At 64.1% G+C, this 16,108-nt stretch carries 18 protein-coding genes; all 18 read right to left on the reverse strand.

All coding sequences use genetic code 11. The annotated features are described in order from the left end of the window. Positions 1–6: 6 nt before the first annotated feature. Positions 7–1,989: a flagellar hook-length control protein FliK gene (locus GBEM_RS19125; RefSeq protein WP_012532260.1), complete on the reverse strand. Its 1,983-nt coding sequence runs from the start codon at positions 1,987–1,989 to the stop codon at positions 7–9. A gap of 162 nt (positions 1,990–2,151) precedes the next feature. Continuing rightward, positions 2,152–2,646: a MotE family protein gene (locus GBEM_RS19130; protein ID WP_012532261.1), complete on the reverse strand. Its 495-nt coding sequence runs from the start codon at positions 2,644–2,646 to the stop codon at positions 2,152–2,154. Beyond that, positions 2,643–3,080, reverse strand: a complete 438-nt coding sequence (gene fliJ, locus GBEM_RS19135; RefSeq protein WP_041262886.1) for a flagellar export protein FliJ — start codon at positions 3,078–3,080, stop codon at positions 2,643–2,645. The genes GBEM_RS19130 and fliJ overlap by 4 nt, the downstream gene beginning before the upstream one ends. A 96-nt stretch (positions 3,081–3,176) precedes the next feature. Next, complete coding sequence (fliI, locus tag GBEM_RS19140) at positions 3,177–4,460, reverse strand: flagellar protein export ATPase FliI (protein WP_035497003.1); 1,284 nt, start codon at positions 4,458–4,460, stop codon at positions 3,177–3,179. A gap of 13 nt (positions 4,461–4,473) precedes the next feature. Next, positions 4,474–5,190: a FliH/SctL family protein gene (locus tag GBEM_RS19145; protein WP_012532264.1), complete on the reverse strand. Its 717-nt coding sequence runs from the start codon at positions 5,188–5,190 to the stop codon at positions 4,474–4,476. Next, positions 5,177–6,169 carry a flagellar motor switch protein FliG gene (gene fliG, locus GBEM_RS19150; protein ID WP_012532265.1) on the reverse strand — a complete coding sequence of 331 codons (993 nt, stop codon included), beginning with the start codon at positions 6,167–6,169 and terminating at the stop codon, positions 5,177–5,179. Before fliG ends, GBEM_RS19145 begins: the two co-directional genes overlap by 14 nt. A 26-nt stretch (positions 6,170–6,195) precedes the next feature. Continuing rightward, positions 6,196–7,767 carry a flagellar basal-body MS-ring/collar protein FliF gene (gene fliF / locus GBEM_RS19155; RefSeq protein WP_012532266.1) on the reverse strand — a complete coding sequence of 524 codons (1,572 nt, stop codon included), beginning with the start codon at positions 7,765–7,767 and terminating at the stop codon, positions 6,196–6,198. A gap of 117 nt (positions 7,768–7,884) precedes the next feature. After that, a complete protein-coding gene (fliE, locus tag GBEM_RS19160) occupies positions 7,885–8,199 on the reverse strand; it encodes a flagellar hook-basal body complex protein FliE (RefSeq protein WP_012532267.1) in 315 nt (104 codons plus the stop codon). Between the two features lie 18 nt (positions 8,200–8,217). Beyond that, entirely contained in the window at positions 8,218–8,655 is a 438-nt protein-coding gene (gene flgC / locus GBEM_RS19165; RefSeq protein ID WP_012532268.1) for a flagellar basal body rod protein FlgC, read from the reverse strand. Next, positions 8,655–9,074: a flagellar basal body rod protein FlgB gene (gene flgB, locus GBEM_RS19170; RefSeq protein ID WP_012532269.1), complete on the reverse strand. Its 420-nt coding sequence runs from the start codon at positions 9,072–9,074 to the stop codon at positions 8,655–8,657. The genes flgC and flgB overlap by 1 nt, the downstream gene beginning before the upstream one ends. Positions 9,075–9,184: 110 nt before the next feature. Then, complete coding sequence (locus GBEM_RS19175; protein WP_012532270.1) at positions 9,185–11,293, reverse strand: tetratricopeptide repeat protein; 2,109 nt, start codon at positions 11,291–11,293, stop codon at positions 9,185–9,187. 147 nt (positions 11,294–11,440) lie between these two features. Beyond that, positions 11,441–12,448: a hypothetical protein gene (locus GBEM_RS19180; RefSeq protein ID WP_012532271.1), complete on the reverse strand. Its 1,008-nt coding sequence runs from the start codon at positions 12,446–12,448 to the stop codon at positions 11,441–11,443. 10 nt (positions 12,449–12,458) lie between these two features. After that, complete coding sequence (locus GBEM_RS19185) at positions 12,459–12,968, reverse strand: chemotaxis protein CheX (protein WP_012532272.1); 510 nt, start codon at positions 12,966–12,968, stop codon at positions 12,459–12,461. Beyond that, complete coding sequence (locus GBEM_RS19190) at positions 12,965–13,327, reverse strand: response regulator (protein WP_012532273.1); 363 nt, start codon at positions 13,325–13,327, stop codon at positions 12,965–12,967. Before GBEM_RS19190 ends, GBEM_RS19185 begins: the two co-directional genes overlap by 4 nt. Before the next feature lie 78 nt (positions 13,328–13,405). Continuing rightward, complete coding sequence (locus GBEM_RS19195; protein WP_012532274.1) at positions 13,406–14,464, reverse strand: sensor histidine kinase; 1,059 nt, start codon at positions 14,462–14,464, stop codon at positions 13,406–13,408. A 169-nt stretch (positions 14,465–14,633) separates the two neighbouring features. Continuing rightward, on the reverse strand, positions 14,634–15,023 hold the full coding sequence (locus GBEM_RS19200) for a rhodanese-like domain-containing protein (RefSeq protein WP_012532275.1): 390 nt from the start codon (positions 15,021–15,023) through the stop codon (positions 14,634–14,636). A 26-nt stretch (positions 15,024–15,049) separates the two neighbouring features. Next, positions 15,050–15,880 carry an MBL fold metallo-hydrolase gene (locus GBEM_RS19205; RefSeq protein WP_012532276.1) on the reverse strand — a complete coding sequence of 277 codons (831 nt, stop codon included), beginning with the start codon at positions 15,878–15,880 and terminating at the stop codon, positions 15,050–15,052. Then, positions 15,877–16,089: a YgaP family membrane protein gene (locus GBEM_RS19210; RefSeq protein WP_012532277.1), complete on the reverse strand. Its 213-nt coding sequence runs from the start codon at positions 16,087–16,089 to the stop codon at positions 15,877–15,879. The genes GBEM_RS19205 and GBEM_RS19210 overlap by 4 nt, the downstream gene beginning before the upstream one ends. Between the last annotated feature and the right edge of the window lie 19 nt (positions 16,090–16,108).

Genomic DNA, 16,108 nt, shown 5'->3' on the forward strand with positions numbered 1-16,108 from the left:
CTGTGATCAGAATCTCACGTCCAGCAGGTTGTTGACCTCAGCCGTCAGATAATTGACTCGGGTCTCCTGCGGGGCGTCGTAACCTCCCCCCCGGGCGAACCTGGAGGCGGATTGCTGCCGCTGGTTCGCCCTCTCCTCGTAAAGCGGTTGCTGGAAGCCGCCGCTGCCGGTGGAGACGTTGAACCCGTCCATGGCGAGATCCTTGCCGGAAAGGGCCTCCTTCAGGGAGTCCAGGTTGCTCATCAAGAGGTCCTTGACCATGCGGTTGTCCGCCTGGACCTCGACCTTGAGCCGGTTGTGCTCCATGCTCACCTGGATCTTCAGCTCGCCCAGTTCCCCGGGGTTGAGCCTGATGCTCATCTGGCCGTTTCCTTTGCCGTCATGGGTCACCACCCCATCCTTCACCTGGGAAAGGATGTGCTCATGCAGCGCGCTGCGGGTGGCGGTCTGGTGTGATTCGGGTGCCGCCGTTTCCGCCATGCTCCCCTGCGCCCCTACCGCGGCGCCTTGAAGCTGTGCGTTTTGGCTCTCCTGCCCTTGCTGCTGGTGTCCCTGCTGCTTGAACTGGGACCCCTCGGCTCCGCGCAGTTGCTCCGGGGTTATTGCTGCGGATACGACCGGGGCTCCCTTGGTGCCGGTGAGATCCTTTGCGGCCGCGCTGGCCGCCTCCGGTTGGCCGGCGTTGTCGGCTCCCTGAACCGGGACGTGCTTCTCGTCACCGTGCTGCAAATCCCTTCTCTGCGCCGTCCTTTCGGTCGCCTGGGCCGCCTCCGGGCGGGGCGCCTCGGGGGTTGCCCCCTGCTGCTGCGGATGGATTACCTCGCCCTGGGCCTTCGCCTTGGGGGCGGCCTGCGCCGTCACCTCGGCAGTCCCGGGATTGCCCGCCGCTTTCTGCTGCTCCTTATTTGCATCCGCCGCTTCGTCGGCGTGGATCGCCTGCTGCGCCGCTTCGGGCGCGGTCTGCGTCAAGGATTCCCGGACGCTTCCGTTGACCGGCGTCGCCACGAACCCTGCGGCCGCACCCTTCGCCCCCGGCTGCGCCGGGTTGCTCTCCTCCATCCGCGCCGCTTCTGTGGCGCCCGATGCTACTGCCTCCCCTTTCTGCTGCGGGAGTTCCGCCTGCTCCGCCTTCTGGCCGAGTTTCGTTGAGGCCGGCTGCTGCGGCTGACCCGCTTCCGGGAGCACCGCCTTTTCCGCCTGTGCAGCGGCTATCTGCGCCTCAGGCCGCTCCACCGCCTGCCGCTCTAGAGCCTTTTGCTGCAATTCATCCAGCTGAGTGAGCGCGTTGGCGCCCGCTGCTACTTGAGCCTCGGTACCCCTGCGCTCCCGGGCGGCCTCCACCTTCCCCGCGGCTACCTCCAGCCCGCGCGGTACTGCGCCCTGTTCCACTGCTGCCGCCTTGGGGGCGGGTTGTGTCGCCGCTGCTGCCGCCATTTCCTGCCCGGCCGGTTTGGGCGAAGCCGCCTGCACCGGCGCCTCTTCATCCCTTTCGCCGTCCGTAGTGACGGTTTCCATCTCCGGCAGTATCTTCCCTGCCGTAGCCACTTCTGCCGTCGCCACTTCTGCCGTCGCCACTTCTGCCGCAGCCGTTTCCGCACCGGCAGGGGCCGTCCCCTGTTCCGGTTTCGCCGCCAGGTCGCTCTTCAGCGCCTGCCAGGTCATCACCAGCTGCAGCCTGGCTCCGCCGGTCGCGGACCTTTGCCCTGTCGGGTTCGCAACGGATCCTTCCTGCGCCGTTTCGGGCAGGACGAGGTTTGCCGCGGACATCTGCTCCGCAACCTCCTTTTTAGTAGCGCCGCTTTCCGGTTGCGCGGCAGGAACTGCCGTGGCCGCAGCTCCCTTTTCCCAGAAACCGGCCGGTTGCTTCCCCTGCAGCAGTTGCTGAAAGAGGCCACCCCCTTCCCCCGCCGTCGCGGCGGTTCCCGATCCCGGTGCCGTCGCGGCGGCCGGTGCTGCTTCTGTTGCCAATGTTGCGTTTGCTATCATCATGGTTCTTTCACCTCCTCTTTTTCCGACATAAGCGCTGCGCTTTCCATCGCCGCGCCAAAACCATTACTTGCAAACCTTCGGCCAGCGAAGAACCCGATTCCGAATCACCCATACAAGGTTTTCCCGGGTGGTTACCGGACTTCTCTTCCGTGGCTAACGGCTTTAAATCAGGTTCAGGCGGGTCCACTCCAGCACCCTGGGCTGGGTGAGGAGCGGGATCAGCTTGACCGCCGTCTTCTGGTCCATGAGGTTCAGCATCTCGATCACGATCTTGTCGTCCAGCTTGTTCAGGAGGTCCGCTGCGTCCTGGGGCTTCAGCCCCTTGTAGATCTTGATCATCTTCTTGTAGCGTTCGTCGTCCTGCTTCTTCTTGGCGACCAGCGACCCCTCGATCCCCTTCTTGGCCAGGTTCAGCTCCTTGACCCGGGCGTCCAGCTGCGCCGAAAGCTGTTTCAGCGCCGCTTCCTTCGCCTGCAGTTGCGCCTCCTTCTGGGCCAGCTGCTGCCGATTCGCCTCCAGGGCGGCGGCGTCGTTGGCGGGGGGCTTCGCCGGCACCGTTCTCACCTCGGCCGCATCGGCCCCGGGGCCCATATGGAACACTCCGAAAAGGTTCAGAGCCAGGAAAACCAGCGCCAGCGTGAGCAGCACCTTCGTCACTTCTGCCCCCTCTGCACCGCTATCTCGTCCAGGAAAGCCCGCTCCTTGTAGAGCTGCTCCATCCTCAGGTCGCGCATCTTCTTCTCCTTGAACACCTCGAGCGCCTTCTTCTCCTTGGAGGCGACCAAAAGCGCCTCCCGCTTCTCGTGCACCGCCTTCTCCAGCGTGGTCAGCGAATCCCTCAGCTGCTGGATCTCGTGCGCCTTGCGCCTGGTGAAGTCGCCGTAGAGCTGGAGGTCCTTCGCCTCGATCCCCCCCGCCTGCCGCTGGGCGCATTCCTGCGCGAGCCGCTCCATGAGCGCCTTTTCGCTCCTGAGCCTTTCACGCGCCGTCTCGTGCTGCTGCTTTGCCGTCGCAAGTTCCAGCTGGTGCATCTTCTCGACTTCCTTGCGGAACTTGAGCACCTGTTCCAGCCTGAATTCCGGTCCTGCCATGGCCAACCCTCCCCTTACGCCAAGCCCACCTTCTTGCCAACCTTCTTGCTAAATCCACCCTTGGTCCTGCAGGGTTCGAGCCGAGCCGGCCTCGATTCATTCGAAAATCCGCTCCAGGGCGGCTATCGATTCCTCGAAGTTCACCTCGTCGCCCACGTCCTGCTTCAGATAGCCGATCATCTGCTCCATCTTGGCAACGGCATAGTCTATCTTCGGGTTGCTCCCGCTCTTGTAGGCGCCGATGTTGATCATGTCCTCGGCCTGCCGGTAGGTGGCCAGGAGCTCCTTGAACCTCCCCGCGAGCGCCTTGTGCTCCTTGGTGGCTACGTCGGACATGACGCGGCTGGCGCTGTTCATCAGGTCGATCGGGGGGTAGATGTTGCGCGCCGCAAGCTCGCGGGTCAGGATGATATGCCCGTCCAGGATGCTCCTCATGGCGTCGGAGATCGGCTCGTTGAAGTCGTCCCCCTCGACGAGCACGGTGTACAGGCCGGTGATGCTCCCCCCCTGGAAGTTGCCGGTCCGCTCCAAAAGCCTCGGCAGCGCCGCGAAAACCGAAGGGGTGTACCCCTTGGTGGTGGGAGGTTCGCCGATGGCAAGCCCCACCTCGCGCATCGCCATGGCGAACCGGGTCGCGGAGTCCATCATCAGGAGCACCTTCTTCCCCTGGGCCTGGAAGTACTCGGCTATGGTGGTCGCTATGTATGCCCCGCGCATCCGGACCAGGGGAGGCTGGTCGCTGGTTGCCACCACCACGACCGATTTCCTCAATCCCTCCTTTTGCAGGTCCTTCTCGATGAATTCCCTGAGCTCCCTGCCGCGCTCGCCGATCAGGGCGATCACGTTGACGTCGGCCTCGGTGTAGCGGGCGATCATACCCAAAAGGGTCGACTTGCCGACGCCTGAGCCCGCCATGATCCCGACCCTCTGCCCCTCGCCGCAGGTCAAAAGCCCGTTGATGGCGCGAATGCCCAGGTTCAGCGGCTTCCTTATGGGACGCCTTTTCATCGGGTTCACCGGGAGCGCGTAGATGGGGTATTCGTCGGCGACCTCTATGGGGCCCTTGTCGTCGATCGGCTGCCCCAGCCCGTCGATCACCCGCCCCAAAAGGGCCGGTCCCACACCCAGCGCCGCCTTCTCGCGCCGGACCGAGATCACCGAACCGAGCCCCACGCCGCGCAGTTCGCCCAAAGGCATCAGGAGCGTCTTGTTCTCACGGAAGCCGACCACCTCGGCGGGGATCGGGGCATGCCCCTCGGAATGGACCTCGCAGACGCTCCCGACGGCGGTCTCGGGGCAGTACCCCTCGATGACGAGCCCCACAACCTGGGTCACCTTGCCGTGGAAGCGCACCGGCTTCGCCCCCTCGACCACCGGCATGTAGCGCGAGAGATTAATCACCAGGTTCCACCTCGCGCTGGGCGTTGCGCTCCTCGCTGAGCCTGCGGAAGATCTCCTCCAGTTGCGCCTCGATTCCGGCCTCGATGTTGCCGCGCACCGTCTCCACGATGCAGCCGGCGGGGGGGAGGGTGGGATCTTCCCTCAGGGTGATGCGCTTTCTTTCCCGGGAAAGCATTTCGAACTGCGACGAGTAGGCCACCACCTGGTACTCCTCGGGGTTCAGCCGCACCAGGATCTCTCCCTCTTCCGAGGCGAGTTCCAGGGCCCCCTGCACCAGCCCTATCACCATCCCCGGGTCGAGCGTCAGCTCGCGCATCATCACCTTGCGGGCGATCAGCACCGATAGCTTCAGGAGGTCTTCCTCGGCCTCGCGCATTAACTGCCCCCTGAGCGTTCCGATAGACAGAAGCCCTTGGGCCAGCGCCTCGCCGACCTTGGCCAGATCCTCCTCGGCCTGCTGCCTTCCCTTCTTGAAACCTTCGGCGTGCGCCTGCTGGATGCGCCTGAGCGCCTCCTCCTCCGGGATGCAGGGGGGAGGGGGCTCCGGCTCCTCTTCCAGCTCGGGCTCGGGCTCGGGCTCCGGGGCTCCCAGCCGGACCGCCCGGAACTCCTCCTTCTCCGGCGCCGGCGCCGGGGGGGCAGCACCCAGCGGTCCCAAGAGAAACGGGGACGATTCGCAACCCCTTCTGATGATCTTAGACGAGGACATCTTCCGCCCCGCGTCCCGCGATGACCACCTTCCCTTCCTCCTCCATCTTCCGGACGATCTTGATGATCTCGCTCTGCGCCTTCTCAACGTCGGAGAGGCGCACCGGCCCCATGACCTCCAGGTCCTCTTTGATCATCTCGGCTGCGCGGCTGGAGATGTTGCGGAAGATCTTGTCCTTCACCTCGTCCACCGAGGTCTTCATGGCGAGCGTCAGTGTGTCGTTGGAGATCTCCCTCATGATGGACTGGATGGCGCGGTCGTCCAGCTTGAAGATGTCCTCGAAGGTGAACAGGTGCTTCCTGATCACCTCCGCCAGCGGCGGGTTCATGGTGTCGAGCTTGTCCAGGATCTTCTTCTCGCGGCTTCTGTCCAGGTGCGCGAACATGTCGACCACCTTCTCGACGCCGCCGACCTTGAACCGCTGCACCCCGCCCAAAGCGGTGAGCTCGACTCGGATCACCTCGTCGATCTCGGCCAGGATCTCCGGTGAGACCTGGTCCACCTCGGCGATCCTGATCACCACCTCGGCCTGCAGTTCCTGCGGCAGGAGGGAGATGATCTCGCTGGTCTGCTTGGGCTTCAACTTGGCGAGAACCACGGCGATGGTCTGGGGATGCTCCTGGGAAAAGAAGTTGGCGATGGTGCGCGCATCCATGGTGGAGAGGATGTCCGCCATGTCGCCGATGCCGGAGGTGCGGATCTCCTGCAGAAGCGTCTCGGCGCGCAAGGGTCCCAGCGCCTTCTCGAGGATCTTCTTGACGAACTCCTCCCCCTGCGAGAAGAACCCGGTTTCCGGGTTGGTGATATCGGTAAATTCGGCCACCACCTGCGCGATCTCCTCGCGCGGCACGTGCCCGAGCTTGGACATGCTCTGGCTGATCCTCTTGATGTCTCCGTCGTCCATGTGGGAGAACACCTTCGCGGTCGCCTCGGGGCCCAGGTACAAAAGGAGTATGGCGGACTTCTCCGCTCCGGTCATGCGGCACCTCTGCTAATGGCTTTCATCTAGTCCTTGCGCGTTAGCCAGTTCTGAAGGATCTGGGCTGCCTGGTAGGGGTCCTGCTTCACCTTCTCGACCAGCTCGAGCTGGGTGACTCTCATCTTCTCGTGCTCGACCTTCTGCATCTCGAGCATCTGCTGCTGCTCCACGTCGTCCTGGATGGGGAGGAAGTGGTGGGCCGCTTTCTCGATCTTGAGCATCTTCATGAGCGGACGGATCACGTAAAAGAGCAGCGCCAGGAAAGCGAGCCCGATCAGCCCGTTTTTGATCAGCGTCTGCACGATGGGGGCGTCGTACCAGGACGGCTGCTCCCCACCCTGGTCCCCGGTCTCTTGGAAGGGGATGTTGGCCACGGTGACCTGGTCGCCGCGTTCGGCGTTGAAGCCGACCGCGCTTTTCACCAGCGACTCGATCTTCTGCATCTCGTCGGGGCTCCTCGGCTGGTACTTCGGGGTGGCGCCCGGCTTGGCCCCCGGCGAGAGCTCGTACTTGCCGTCCACGAGGATCGCCACCGACACCTTGGAGAGCGACCCCACCGGCTCGATGATCCTCGCGGTGGAGCGGCTCACTTCGTAGTTCAGCGTCTCGTCGGTCTTGGAACCGCCGCCGGTGGTGCTCCCCGCGGCACCCTGGGCGCGCCCCATGTTGGACTGGACGCCGGGGACGCCGCTGGCGGTGCTGCTGCCCCCCCCCTTCTCCTCGCTTCTTTGCTCGCTTCTCACCGCGGCGCTTTCCGGGTCGTAGCGCTCCTCGTACTTCTCGACCTGCTTGAAGTCGAAGCTCGCCGAGACGCGCGCAACGGATTTCCCCGAGCCTACCACGCGGTCCAGAAGCGACTGCAGCTTCTCCTCCTCGGTCTTCTCGAAGGCGCGCTGGGTGTCCTGGCGGGCGCCGGCCACCTTGCTGGTCGGGTCGTTGGGGGAATGGGAGGAGAGGACCTTGCCCCGGGTATCCAGGACGGTCACCTGCTCCGGGTCCATCCCCTCGATGGAGGAGGCGACCAGGTGCACGATCCCCTGCACCTCCCCCTCCCTAAGCTGCCGGTTCGACTTCATCTTGAGCACCACGGAGGCGGTGGCGGGCTTTTCCTGATCCTTGAACAGCGCCTTCTCCGGCAGGGCCAGGTGCACCCGGGCCGACTCCACGCCGGCGATCTGGGCGATGGTGCGCCCAAGCTCACCCTGCAGCGCCCGCTGGTAGTTGAGCTTCTGCACGAACTCGGTCATGCCGAAGTTCTTCCGGTCGAAGATCTCGAAGCCGACGCCCCCTCCCTGGGGGAGCCCGTCGCTGGCCAGAGAGAGCCGCAGGTCGTAGACGTTGTCCGAGGGGACCAGGATCGCCTTGCCGTCCGGGGAGATCTGGTACGGGACCTTTTGCTCCTTCAATTTTTTGACGATCTCGCCGGCGTCCTCCTGGGTCAGGTTGGCGAACAGCGGCCGGTAATCGGTCTTGTTGGCCACGGCGATCAGCGCGGCGAAGCCGAGCAGGGAGGCGAGCGCCACCCCGCCTACCACGAGCCGCTTGGCGGTCGAAAGGGCGAGAAAAGGTTCCAGCAGTTTTTTAAGGCCTTCCGGCATGGTGTCTCCAAAAACTACAGATCAAGATTGAGATTGAGATTAAGAGAAAACCTTTCAGGCACCAGCCCAACCAAGGTTTTCCTCAATCTTAATCTTAATCTCAATCTCAATCTGCCTCTAGACAGGCATCCTCATGATCTCCTGGTAGGCCTCTACCGCCTTGTTCCTTACTTGGGTGAGCATCTGGAAGGAGATGCTCGCCTTCTCCACCGCCAGCATCACCTCGTGCAGCCCCTTGGACTCGCCGGTGGCAAGCCCCTGGATCGACTGGTCCGCTGTTTTTTGCAGCTCGCCCACCTTTCCGACCATGTCGTCGAGGAAGTTGCCGAAGCTGACGGTGGGGTTTTGCTGCACGCCCGCAGCGCCGGTTGCCCCGGCGGCGGGAAAGGCCTCGGAGAGGCCGCTGACCTTGGTAAGTGCGGAAATTTCCATCTAATGCCTCCTGATGTTCTAGCGCATCAACTCGAGCGTCTTCAAGGCCATGCTCTTGGACGCCTGGGTCGCGGTGATGTTGGCTTCGTAGCTGCGGCTGGCCGTGATCATGTCCGCCATCTCCTCCACCACGTTGATGTTGGGGTAGGCGACGTAGCCGTTCGGGTCGGCGTCGGGGTGCCCCGGCTCGTACTGCAGCCTCGGGGGACGCGGGTCCTCTTTGATCTGGGTCACCTGCACGCTCCTGGCGCTGGTGGCCTGGGAGAGAGCGGCCCCGAAGGAGGCCCCTTCCTTGAGCGGCGTGGCGGTGAAGACGGCGTCCTTGCGGCGGTACGGCCCACCCTCCGCGGTCCGGGTCGAATTGACGTTGGCCAGGTTGCTGGAGATGAGGTTCATCCTGGTGCGCTCGGCGGCGAGCGCCGTGGCGGAGATGTCCATCGAGGTGAAAAAGTCCATTATAAGGTACCCCTGATAGCCTGTTTCAGCCCCTCGAACTTCTTGGCGAGGAGCTGAACGGTGGCGTTGTACATGATCTGGTTCTCGGCCATGCGTCCCATCTCGCTTTCCAGCTCCACGCCGTTGCCGTCCGGGCCCATGTTGCTCCCGGTGACCTGGACCAGGTCACCCTGCACCCGGTCGAGGGAGACCGACGCCCCTTTGAGCGGGATGTGCCTCGGGTGCGGCGTTGCTGTCGGGGTCGCCCCCTGCTTCAGCGCGTCCTTCAGCCTCCCCTCGAAGGAGAGGTCGCTCGGGGTGTAACCGGGGGTCTCGACGTTGGCGAGGTTGGAGGCGATCACCGACTGCCTCTTGGCCCTGAGATCCAGGGTCTTGCCCAAAAGTTCCACCGTATTTCCGAAAATTCCTTGTACCGGCATGGCTACCTCCTTGTGGCAAGGGTCTGACAGCAAAAGCCGTACCATTGTCACAGCCGTGTGTTATCGAGCGGTTAAGCGCGCCGCGGGGCGTAAAGTCATCTTTTTGACAGTCAGGGGAGCTCCTTGGAGATCTTCATGCGCCACTTGAGGTCAGCAAGCGCCTCGCCGGCAAGTTTCCCCCAGGTCCCCCCGGAAGCTGCCGCCTTCTCCCAGCTCGCTTGAGCCTTGGCCACCTCCCCCCGCTGCAGGAAGAGTTCGCCGGCCTTGTACTTGAACTGCGCGGCGCCCTCTCCGGCTACGACCCTACCCCCGACCTCGCAGGCCGCCAGCGCCCCGTCGTAATCCTTGCAGGCGGCAAGCGCCCCGGCCAGGGTGAAGTAGCCGTCGGGAAGAAGCGCCGAGTCCTCCCTCACGTTCTGGGTGAACCGGGCGAGGCTCCTCACCGCGCCCCTGTGGTCGCCGGCGGCCAGCTGCGCCTTGCCGAGATAATAGTCGCTGTCGGGAAACTGCGCCTTCCCTCCCTTGGTGGCGAGGAAGCGAAGCTCAGCACCCGCCGCCGGCAGGTCCCCCTTCTCGAAGGCGATCCGCCCCAGCTGCTCCCTGACCCTCGCGGCGCGCACGTCGGCCGGGAAGCGCTGCAGGAACCTGCGCCCCACCGCCTCAGCCTGCGCTTGGTTCCCTAAGGTGGCGGCATCGTCCACCACGCGGGAGAGCATGAACGCGGCGCCCGCCGCGGCCCAGTTCTTCTCGTCCAGGTAACCGAAAAGCTCCATCTCCTGGGTCAGCTTCCCGGTACGGTCGAAGGCCTGGGAGAGCCTCTCGGGGAAGGCGGGGTCGCTGAAGCACCGGGCGAGATGCTCACGGTTCTCCCGCGCGAGCTGCACCAGGGCCTCGTCCTTTCCTGACGCGGCGAGCTCACGGTAGGAGGGGAGCAGCAGCTCCTCGCGCATCTGCTTGACGATAGTGCTGAAGATGCCGCGCGGGTAGCGCCGGTCGTAGCTGATGGCGGCCTCCAGCGCCTCCCGGGGGGGGGCGTAAAGGGCCAGCAGAAGCGCCGTCTTGAAGAGCGCCTCGTCCCTCGTGGCGAAGTCGCCCGGCGCCTGGTAGATCCCCTGGTACTTGGCCAGAAGTTCCCGGTAACGGTCACGGGAAAGGGTGAAGAGTTCACGGTCGGCAAGCTTCAGCCGCGCCCTTGCCGCCGCGGCGCTACCGGGCGCGTGCACCACGACGCTTCGGTACAGGGCCGCCGCCGCAAGCTTCCTACCCTGGCGCTGCGACAGGTCCGCCAGGCGGCTCATCAGCTCGGCCTGGTAGGGGGTGCCGACGTAGCGGTCCATGAGCTGCAGGAGCTTGCGGCGCCCGGCGGCGAAGTCGCCGCTTCGGGCCAGGGCGTCGGCGTAGGATTGCTGGATGTCGTCTGCCTGCTCCAGGTACTGCGGCCAGGCCGCCTCCCCCCGCTTGAAGGCGTCCAGCGCCTCCTTGACGCGCCCAAGCCCTAACTGCGCCTCCCCGAGCCGGTAAAAGGCGAGCGCCCGCGCCCCCCGGGGCTTCCCCAGGAAGGTGGTGAAGACCCCTGCAGCAGCCTCGGCCTGCTCCTCGTAAAGGAGGCTCTCCCCCTGCTGGAAGAGCGCCAGCTCCTCGGGGGTGAAGAGCTCCTTCAAAAGCTTCGCGTCGGTGGGGGCGAAGGGAACCCCTCCCGGATCCGATTCGAAGGCGCGCACGAACTGCTCGGTCCCGGCGAGGATCGGCTCGCGCCCCGGCGCAATGTCGACCCTTCCTGCCCGCTTCACCCCCGGCCCGATGTCGAGCGAGAGGACCGAAGGGTTGCCGTAGGAAACCGCCTGTACCCCCGGCTCCGACTCGCGCACCGGAATGGAGACGCTCAGGACCCCGGCTCGCAGCTCGGTGAAGATGCCGGAGAGCCTGGCATCCGCGTAGCCGCGCAGCTTCCTGAAGCTCGGGGCGTCGGCCCCCCTCACCTCGAGGCGGACCCGTCCCGGAGAGAGCCTGAGCGTGTAATCGGGAGGGGACTGGAAATAGAGGTTGATCCTGGTGAATTCCTGGTGGGGACGGACGGCGATACGGCGCAGACGGTTCTCCTGCTCTCCCTCCGCGCGGCCGGGGAGCGCGCAGGCGACAACGAGCAGGAGCAGCAGGGTGAGCCCTGGGCGGGGTGTGCGCAACGTGTAGATCATAGCGGGGAGCAAGGCAAAAGGCATGCCGTTAATGCACTCCCGCGAGCATGATCTTAAGTCTTCGAAATAAAAGGGGTTTTAACTGCGATGCGGATCCGGTCGGGGAAAGAGGGGGTCCTGCGCGGTCCGGCAGTCAAAAAAACTGCCGGCCGGGATGTTTTTTTGACTCGGCTACGGGATGTGCAGGATCTCTCCCACCTTGGAGTTCAGCTCCTGCGGATCGAAGGGGGGCATGAGGACACCTTTCACCCCCGCCTTGAGCGCCTTCAGGACCGAACTGCGGGTCCACTCCGGCGCGCAGAGCACCACGGCGCCCCCTTTGCGGTCCACCATCGGGACCACCCTCTTGCAGATGGCCAGGTCGCGGTCCGTAGTGTGCTTTAAGGTGATGAAGGCGATCTTGACCTCCCCCTGGGAGAAGAGCCCCGGAAGGTCTGCGCCAAGCGGCGCGTCGATGAGGTTGAGGCCGGTCCCGGCGAGCCCCAGCACCAGTTCGTGGCGCGACTCGTCGTCACCCAGCACCAGGATGGAGTCGGCTACGGCCTCATCCTCCGGCGCGGCTTCGGCCGTCTCCTCCGCCACCTCCTCGGCCGGCTGTTCGGGCTGCGGGTCGAAGAGATTCGCCAGCGGGTGCGGGACCATGATGTCCAGCATGCTCATCTCGTGCCCCTCGATCTCCAGGGGGGCGCGGTACATCATGTACTCGCCGTCGGGGAAGGGGGCTTCGTCGCTCAGTTCGTCCGTTCCGGGAACGTACTTCTGCGGCGGGAGGAGCTTCAGGTGCACCTTCTCTGGAAGGTTCGGCTGGAACACGGAATTGAAAGAGCCGATGATCTGGTTGGCGATTTCCCCGAAGGCGTCCACGTCGTCCGGCTCCTGGATGCTGAGCCTGCGCTTCTCCTGGATCCTGGGCCCGGGGATGCCGAGCAGGATGGAGCTCATCACGATGGTGTCGCCCAGCGAGAAGAGGAGGTAGAAGCGCCCGGGATAGGCCTCGCGCGACTCGACCCCGACCACGTAGATGGGGTTGTCCTCGTCCCCCAGGTAGCTCTTGCGGTCCGTGTTCAAGACGTCGGAAGCTGCCACCGTCATGCTCTGGCCGAGGAGCATGCTGCTCTCCTCGCCGGCCTGCTTCATGGCGGCGTCCAACATGGATTGTAGCTTTTCGTATGCAGCCATCGCCTACCGCCTAGAGTTCCTTTCTCAGCTTCAGCCCGACCAGGAAGCGGTCACCCTCGTTGGTGAACGGGATGATGACGCAGTCGCTGTCGGCCATCGAGTTGACCGTATAATCCTCGCCCGAGATGACGGTCGGGATGGAGAGGTTGATGTCCAGCCCCCCCTTGGAGAGTATCTGCTTCACGTAGCCCCCCAGCATGTTGGCGATCTCGCCCAGGGCGTCGTTCACGTCCTCCCCCACCTCCTCCACGTCCATGCCGAGCATGTTCGAGGTGATGCGCAGGGCGAACTCCTGCGGACAGTGGATGGAGAGGATGCCGGTGTAGGTGCCGGCCAAGCCGACCATCCCGGTGACCGAGCAGTGGAACGCGGTGACCGGCTCCTTGAGGGGGTAGCTGTCCTCCAAGGCCATCATCACCATCGTTTCGAAGACCTCCTTGGTGGCGTTGATCACGTAGCCGGCCAGGTCCGCCTCCTCCAGATGTGTCGCGTGCGCGATTTCCTGGTTCAGCGACATCATAACAAGCCTCCCAGCTTCTCGTTGAGCTGATCGGGCGTGAAGGGCTTCTTGATCGAGTCGCTCGCGCCGTTGCTGATGGCTTCCTTGAGTATGTCCTCGCCCCCCTCGGTGGTGATCATCACGATGGGGGTCTTGACCCCTTTGGCCCTGACGCTCTTGATGAACTCGAGGCCGTCCATGTTCGGCATGTTGATGTCGGAGAGGATGAGGTCGATGCTCTTTCCTTCCATGGCGGCAAGTCCCTCGATGCCGTCGCCCGCCTCGTAGATGTCGTCCACGGCAAGACCGGCCTGGCGCAGGCTGCGGGAGATGATCTTTCTCATGGTCGAGGAATCGTCCACTATTAATACGTTGCCCATGTTTTGCTCCTCCTTGGCTGATAGGTGGTATCGGTCGCAACAGCGTCTTTTTGCTGCTGTTTTAGGCTCGATGCTAGGCTAATCGGTTTCTTGGCCCTGAACTTTAACGCTTAAATGACTTCCTTCCTCCCGCAGCGGCAAAAGGACCGAGAAGCGGCTCCCCTTGCCGGCCGTGCTCTCCACGCCGATGCTGCCGCCGTGGGCTTCCACGATCGCCTTACTGATGGTGAGGCCGAGGCCAGTCCCCTTGAAACCGTGCGCGCCCTGAGCCCGGAAATACTTGTTGAAGATCCGCGGCAACTCCTCGGGCGGAATCCCGATACCGGTATCGGCGACCTGTACCCGGAGAAATCCGTCCCGAACCTCGCTGCTGAAGGTGATGGTGCCGCGCCTGGGGGTGAATTTCACCGCGTTGCCGATCAGGTTGGCGAAGACCCGGCTGATCTGCTTCGAGTCTAATTCCAGCGGGGGGATCTCGTCGCAGAGCTCGCTTTGGAATGAGGAGCCGTGCACCGCCGCCTCGCGCTCGCCGTCGCGGCTGCAACCCTCCAGCAAGGGGCGGATGTCGCAACGGCAGCGGTCGATCTGTAAAAGACCCGCCTCCAGCCGGTAGGCGTCCAGCACGTCGTCGATCATGGAGAGCATCTTCGCCGAACTCTTGTCCATCTCCCCGAGGAACAGGTGCAGCGAGGCGTCGATCTTCGCCTTTTCCCCCACAAGGGCCTGGATGTACCCCATGATCACGGTGAGCGGCGACTTGAGGTCGTGGGTCATCATCGCCACGAACTCCTCGCGCTGCCGCCTCTCTTTTCTTTCAGCGGTTACGTCGCGCAGTTGGTACAGCTCCCCCCCGCCGCATCCGGCCGGCAGGCCAAAGGAGCGGACCTGGATCACGGTCCCTTCTAAGCTCATCTCCACCGGAGCGTCCTGCGAGTCCTCGCTCAACACACGGTAAAGCGGGGTACGCAAGGGGAGCATGTCGACCCTGCGCCCCAGCACCCGGCCGCGCTGGACGTGGAGTAGTTCTTCTGCCTTGCTATTGACGAGGAGCACCTTTCCGGTGTCGTCCAGATGCACGACGCCGCAGTCGAGCCGCTCCAGGAGCATGGCTGCGTTTTTTTCAGGTTCCACCTGCATGGCACCTCCGCCTGGACCTTAAAGCCGTCCTTGGCTTATCGGAAATAGGTGTGCATATCTTGAGCCAAAAAGGCCTGCAAAATTCTACCAGATTGTGGAGAGGTTCCAGGGGAGGGGAAGAAGTAGCGGGGAAGAAAAAAGAGGACCGCCGGGTTGCCCCGGCGGCTTGTCAGCGGGAAGAGCCGGTCTGCAGCGGGAGCCCGTTTTTGTACCATCCCACCAGGCCGTCGGCCATGTTGTACACGTCGCGGTACCCCTTCGAGGCAAGGAAGCTGGCTGCGGTCTGCGAGCGGGCGCCGACGGCGCAGTATACCAGCACCGGCCGGTCCCGCGGGATCTCCTGCACCCTTTTGCCGAGGTCGCCCAGCGGTATCAGGAGCGATCCTTTCAGGTGCGCCTGCCGGTACTCCTCTGGGGTGCGGACGTCCAGGACCACCATCTTGGCGTTCTTCGCCAGGAGCGCACGGGCCTGGGCGGAGCTGACGTTGACCGCACCGGTGGCAAAGGAGGGGGCAACGGCAAAAAGCACCAGGGAAAAAAGTACGGCAAAGACTCTCATAATCGATGAACCCCTTCGTTGTTAATTTATTCGACTTCGAGCAGGTATCCTACCTGCAGAGGCTTGAATCCGCCAGGGAATTCGCGGGCCAGACGCGCCGCCGCGTGGAAACCGGTGCAGTGGCCGGGGGAGACTTTCTTAACCTTGTACTTCTTAAGGGCCTTGATGGTGGCATCGACCTGGGGCTGCGAGGAGAAGGCGAGATGGCATCCTCCCACCACCCCGTACACCTCCCCCACCCCGGTCTTCTCCCGGGCGAGCTCGATGGTGTTGACCACCCCGGCATGGCAGCACCCCAGAAGGAGCAAAAGCCCCTTCTCCGTCACGATGACCAGGGACTGGTCGTCCGGGACCGTATCGCGCCGGCAGCCGGCGAGGTCGCAGAAAAGGCCGGCGTCCCCCTCCTCGAAGCTAGACAGCCTGGGCACCTCCCCGGTGAGGAACACCCCCGGCAGGATCTCCCTGAAGGCATCCCCGTAGGAAAAGGCGGCCCCCAGGCCGGCGAGGAAATCCTCGGAGTAGGGTATGCCGACCGAGTGGGCCGCCCCCTCGCGGAACACGTAGCGCCTGGCGAAGACGTCGGGATGCGCCAGCACCTTCTTGGGGCCGGCCGCCTGCAGGAGCGGCCAGAGCCCCCCCGCGTGGTCGTAATGCCCGTGGGAGAGGACCACCTGCTCGACGCTCCGCAGGTCGACGTTCATGCGCTGGGCGTTGTGCAACAGGGTCTCCCCGGCGCCGGTGTCGAAGAGGAGCGACTCTTCCCCCTGCTGCACCAAGGCGGCAAAACCGTGCTCCCCGAGGGTCCCGGAGAGCGGCCCGGCGCTGTTGTCGCAGAGTATCCTGATCCGGCAACTCACTTGGGGGAAGCCTGCGGCGGGAGCTTCGACACCCCGAGCTTTTTCAGGATGGTCATCATCGGGCACCAGTCGGTGAATCCGGACTGCAAGAGGTTCAGCCCGATGAAGGCGGTGAACCAGAGCCACCGGGGGTCATGGTAATGGGCCAGAGCCAGCGAGATGAGGGTGAAGCTCCCGGCAATGAGCCTTAAAAGCCTGTCGATGTACATGGTGTTCCTCCTATCCCCT

It is taken from the genome of Citrifermentans bemidjiense Bem (assembly GCF_000020725.1).
In the GTDB taxonomy this organism is placed as follows: domain Bacteria; phylum Desulfobacterota; class Desulfuromonadia; order Geobacterales; family Geobacteraceae; genus Geomonas; species Geomonas bemidjiensis.